The following is a 3963-nucleotide window of genomic DNA, read 5'->3' as shown; positions in this document are numbered from 1 at the left end:
TCGTCAACAAGCGCTGCTTGCGCGAATACGGACGCGTGCCCAGAACGCTGTCCCCCACAACAACCAAGCCAGCCCCGTAAACATCATCCGACAATACCTCAATCCCGGGATCGCGACCTATCAGGGACGCAATGCTGATGAGAACATTGCGGAGTTCACGGAGCTTGAAATCCTCGGCATCTTCCGCGAGTGCCGCCACGATGTGCTCGATCTGGATCATTTTCTGATCGAGAATCTGGGAGAAAGTCATGTCCGACATGGGCCGTCGCCTCTGGGAAAATGGGGCGCGCGATATCGTCTGCGCCTGTCATTCCAGAATGCGCTTTTATAGTTAATGAAAGGTTAGGGACGGGTCTGAAATCACGCCTCCATAAGGGGCGGAGGGCGGTGTTTCCGCGGGTTCTTTCCCGGTATTCGTCGGCGGGGAATAGCGGGATGGCGTCATCTGATCGGGCGGGAATGAATCGACCTCAATGGCCGCCGCCACGGCCGCGTCCACGTCCTCCAAGAGCTTTGCGTCAGCCTCGGATATCGTGCCGTTCTGCAGGCCGGCTCGCCAGTCCTTGTGGCCGGCCTTTCTGACCCGATCCCGCAGGTGCTGCGTCCGGGTAACGAGCGCGAACGCTTTTTCGAGCCGCGACAATCCATCGTTCTCCTTGCCGTGATAGAGGCCTGCTGTCAGACGGTCCCGGCCGGGGGAGGGCTCGACGAGAAGCGCCGCGCATTGAGCAACGAGTGCGTCGGACGGTCCCAGGGCTCTCATTCCGAGGGGCTGGATCAGAAGCTTCAAAAGCCAGGCGGCCGGCCGGTTGGGAAGGTTCGCCAGGATCTCGGCAAATCGGCTTTCGATCGTCTGAAAGCCGCGCAACATGCAATAGCGCAGAAGCGGCAGGTCTCCGGCTTGGCGGCCTTCGTCCTGCCAGCGTTTGAGAGCGGCGGACAGGAGATAGAGTTCCGACAGGACGTCGCCGAAGCGGGCGGAGATCAGTTCCCGTCGCTTGAGGGCGCCACCCATGGTGAGAAAGGCAAAGTCGGCCGCAAGCGCGAAGGCGGCCGCATAGCGGCCCATCTGACGGTAATAGCGCGTCGCCGCGCCCGCGCGTGGGGCCGGGGACAGCAGGCCGCCGCTCCAGGCGCGGCCCCAGGTTCGGAACAAGGTTTTGGCCGTATGGCCCACATGCGTCCAGAATACCTTGTCGAACGTTCGCAGTCCCCGTTCCTCATCCGGGTCGTTGAGGGCGAGAAGCTCTTTGAGAATGTAAGGGTGGCTACGGATGGATCCTTGGCCGAAGATGATCAGACAGCGGGTCAGGATGTTCGCGCCCTCGACCGTGATTCCGACGGGAATCGCCCGATAGAAATTTCCGAGATAGTTGAGAGGGCCGTCAATCACGGCCTTGCCGGCATGAATATCCATGGCGTCGTTCAGAGCGATGCGCATGCGCTCCGTCGCATGAAGCTTCATGATGCCGGAGATAACGGCCGGATGGTGCCCTTGATCGAGACCGGCACAGGTCAGCCGCCTCGCCGCGTCGAGCTGGTAGGCGGTCCCGGCAATTGCCGCGAGCTTTTCCTGCACCCCCTCGAACTTGCCGATCGAGATGTGAAATTGCTCCCGAATGCGCGCATAAGCTCCGCTGGTATGTGCCGCGAAGGCGGCACCTGCCGCAGAGAGGGAGGGGAGGGAGATGCCACGCCCGGCCGCCAGCGCGCTCATGAGCATGCGCCAGCCTTGCCCGGCCCGCTCCCGTCCGCCGATGACGTCGTCGAGAGGGATGAACACGTCCCGACCGGAATTGGGCCCGTTCTGGAACATCTGGAAACAGGGAATATGGCGGTCGCCGATCTCGACCCCCTGCGCCGTGGCCCGCACGAGGGCCACCGTGATGCCCACATCCTCCTCACCGCCGAGAAGCCGCTGCGGGTCGTGGAGCTTGAACGCAAGACCTAGGACCGTCGCGATTGGCCCGAGCGTGATGTAGCGCTTGTGCCAGTTCAGCCGGATGCCGAGGACCTCTTGGTCTTCGTGCAAGCCGTGGCAGACGATCCCGGTATCGGTCATGGAAGCCGCATCCGATCCGGCCTCAGGGCTCGTGAGGCCGAAACACGGAATTTCGCGGCCGTCGGCAAGGCGTGGCAGCCAGTAATCCTGCTGCTCCTTCGTGCCGAACTGCAAGAGCAATTCGCCAGGGCCGAGGGAGTTTGGAACCATGGTGGCAACCGCCGCCGCCACGGAGCGTGTGGAGATCTTTCGCACCACTTCGGAATGCGCATAGGCAGAAAACCCGAGGCCTCCATAGGCCTTGGGAATGATCATGCCGAAGAACTTGTTTCGCTTCAGGAAGTCCCACGCTTCTTCCGGCAGGTCCCGGTCGGTCCAGGTAATCCGCCAGTCGTCCAGCATGCCGCATAAGGTTTCGACCGGGCCAGAAAGGAAAGCTTCTTCTTCGGCGGAGAGGCGGGCCGGAGGAACGGAAAGCAGTTTGTTCCAATCCGGATTGCCCGTGAACAGATCTCCGTCCCACCACACGTCGCCGGCCTCGATGGCTTCGCTCTCGGTTGCCGACAGGCCCGGCATAGCTTTCTTGGCGAAACGGAAGGCGGGCCGCGACAGCCATTTCAGACGAAAACTCTCGCTCTGAAAACTCTCGCTCTCTTGGGTCATGGCGTCTCGAACTCTCCGTACCTGGCACCGGCAAGGAACGGCGCCATGGGTGATCCTCGGAAACACGCCCGTCTGCCACGGCAGCTGTGCTGTTTCCGTTTCCCTTTCTAGGGGGCGAACAGATTTCGCCCAGGGTTACGGCGTATTGGCAAGACCAAAGCTAGGGCAAGACCGAGGCTTGAGCATTCAATCGCCGGCCCGGGCCGGGATCGAAATGTCCGGTGCGGGTGTTATCGCTTAAACCCCTTCAGGCAGCGGAGCTGCGTGTTCTATGGAGATCCTGGCGGCGGCCTTTCAAGTGAGGCCCTCAGACGGCGACAAACCGGGGGCTTTTGCGGGCTTTCCCTATGATCGTGAATTGGTGCGCCGGTTCCGGGAGACTTTCCCCCGCGCCCGATGGCGCCCGGACGAAGAATGCTGGTTCGTTCCCGGAACGACCGCCGTGCGTCGGCTCGATGTCTGGATCTCGCAGGAGCTGGAAACTCTGGATCGCCATGCGGACGACAAGGGCCGGGATGCCTTCGCGTTCGAGCCCCTGGCGAGCCCCTATCTGACGGTTGGGAGCGACCTTGCCGTGCGAACCCCCTATTCGCGGACGGTGGTCGAGGCGATGCGCCAGATCCCCTGGGCGCGCTGGGATCCGGTCGCGAAGGTCTGGCGTGTGCCGTTCCGGTCCTACGATGAGCTGCTCAGTCGGTGGCCGGAGATCGAGGAAGCCGCACGGCGAAACGAGCCGGAGGCTCGTCGGGCCCGGCGACAAGATCCGAAGGGTCAGGAGGCAAGCCGCATCCGTCAGGCGGAGCGCCGTCGCCGTCGCTTTCCGGTGCCTGCGGCCGCGCTTCCGCCCCTCGGGCAGCCGGTGGCCACGAACGCATGGGGCATTGTTGTCTTCGAGGCTATCGATATCGAGCCTTTCGACGAGCCTGGCGTGACGGAGTTCTACCCGCATATGCGCCGCGGGAGCCCTTCCTATGTCTGGGCCCATTGGCGTGTTTCTGCTCTGCTCGAGATCTATCGGGCGCGCCCGTCGCGGGATCCGCAGGACGCAGAGGAGGCGGCACGGCGCGGATGGTGGCTTCCCGGCAGCGAGGAATTGCGAGAACGCGCCAAGGAGCTTCGCAGGCTTGAACGCATATCGCGGGAAAAGCACCCGGCAGAAGAGCACTGAAAACAAAAAATCCGGGATTTTGGCCCGGATTTCTGCTGTGGTGCGGCCTAGAACGGAATGTCGTCGTCGATATCGCTAAAGCGCGAGCCGCCGCCCGCCGGTGCCGCCGCCGGCCGCCGCTCCATCGGCG

At 62.9% G+C, this 3963-nt stretch carries 3 protein-coding genes; 1 reads left to right on the top strand and 2 read right to left on the bottom strand.

Annotated features, from left to right (window positions below; genetic code table 11):
- On the bottom strand, nucleotides 1-259 hold a 259-nt coding region (locus LJD17_RS23885), incomplete at its 3' end, for a hypothetical protein (RefSeq protein WP_227386749.1).
- A 72-nt stretch (nucleotides 260-331) separates the two neighbouring features.
- The gene (locus LJD17_RS23880; protein WP_227386747.1) at nucleotides 332-2665 is read right to left on the bottom strand and encodes an acyl-CoA dehydrogenase; all 2334 of its coding nucleotides are present in this window, start codon (nucleotides 2663-2665) and stop codon (nucleotides 332-334) included.
- Between the two features lie 271 nt (nucleotides 2666-2936).
- Between LJD17_RS23880 and LJD17_RS23875 the strand changes: the two genes are divergently transcribed.
- Nucleotides 2937-3833 carry a hypothetical protein gene (locus LJD17_RS23875; protein WP_227386745.1) on the top strand — a complete coding sequence of 299 codons (897 nt, stop codon included), beginning with the start codon at nucleotides 2937-2939 and terminating at the stop codon, nucleotides 3831-3833.
- Nucleotides 3834-3963 lie beyond the last annotated feature (130 nt).

Source organism: Microvirga rosea (assembly GCF_020595095.1).
GTDB lineage: Bacteria > Pseudomonadota > Alphaproteobacteria > Rhizobiales > Beijerinckiaceae > Microvirga > Microvirga rosea.
The sequence above is the reverse complement of the archived record's forward strand: the minus strand, read 5'-3'. Positions and strand labels throughout refer to the sequence as shown.